Origin of the sequence: Pseudoflavonifractor sp. An85 (genome assembly GCF_002161235.1) — a bacterium.
In the GTDB taxonomy this organism is placed as follows: domain Bacteria; phylum Bacillota; class Clostridia; order Oscillospirales; family Oscillospiraceae; genus Enterenecus.
Genome location: NZ_NFHE01000122.1, coordinates 1 through 838, shown reverse-complemented (window position 1 = coordinate 838; position 838 = coordinate 1). Strand labels below are relative to the sequence as shown.

2 protein-coding genes are annotated in these 838 nt (G+C 59.4%); both read right to left on the bottom strand.

What is annotated here, in order from left to right; genetic code table 11:
- Window positions 1-309: 309 nt before the first annotated feature.
- The gene (locus tag B5G37_RS15430) at window positions 310-453 is read right to left on the bottom strand and encodes a hypothetical protein (protein ID WP_158099454.1); all 144 of its coding nucleotides are present in this window, start codon (window positions 451-453) and stop codon (window positions 310-312) included.
- 5 nt (window positions 454-458) lie between these two features.
- Window positions 459-838: hypothetical protein (locus tag B5G37_RS15425; protein ID WP_158099453.1), on the bottom strand; the 380-nt coding region annotated here is incomplete at its 5' end.

The window sequence follows — 838 nt, the reverse complement described above, 5'->3', positions numbered from 1 at the left end:
GTACGCTTCGTACATCTTGCAAGTGAGCAAAGCTGTAGGTTTTGCGAGAGCGCCGGAGGTGCGAATTGAGGGTGCCGCCACCCTCCATTCGTGCCTTCGGCGCGGGGCCTCCCGGAGCGTCAGCGCAGGGAGGCCGTCTGTCCGGGGTGCCGCCGCCCCGGACAGACTCATTTCACAGAGCCATAATAAAGTCATTGAACAAAGACCACATAGGTCAGATTTTCATAACGGCACCGCACATCATCGTGCAGAGCAGAATGTGAAAACGATGGGGCCGGATGCTTCGGCATCCGGCCTCCGATTCCGGCGTCAGCTCATAGTGAGGATGCCGCATGGAATCAGAATCACAGCCGCGATGAGTAGAGGGATGAAGTCGTGATGGTCGTCCATGAACATGGAGGCGATGAGAAACAGCATGGCGATGATGCCGGTGATGGGGAGAACCCAGCCCATGTCCGTCACTCCTCCGGTTCCAAAAGGTGGATGAGTTCTTCCATGATTCCCGCCACGTCCTCAAGGGAGGAGGTACGGATGCTCCGGTGTCCGCAGCATTCGCATTCGCGGGAGCCTTCACAGGTGAGCGCGTCGCAGCAGTCCCACACACCGGCGGTGGCCGGGTCGATCTGATCCCACACCTCGCCGGTGGTGGGCGTCAGTTCGGGATGCTGCGCCAGCATCCGTTCGACGGCCTGATCGTAACAGGAGCGTTCGCCTTCTACCACCGCCTTCAGATCGAGCAGACAATCCCGCATCGCGGGGAGTACGGTGCGCAGCCTTTCCAGAAGCCGCGTGCGTCGCGGGCTTTCGATGCCGGAGGAAAATTCATCATTGAATGTTT

Excerpts from the sequence above, each read along its gene's own strand:
- B5G37_RS15430 (WP_158099454.1), bottom strand. The coding sequence starts at position 453 with ATGGGCTGGGTTCTCCCCATCACCGGCATCATCGCCATGCTGTTTCTC.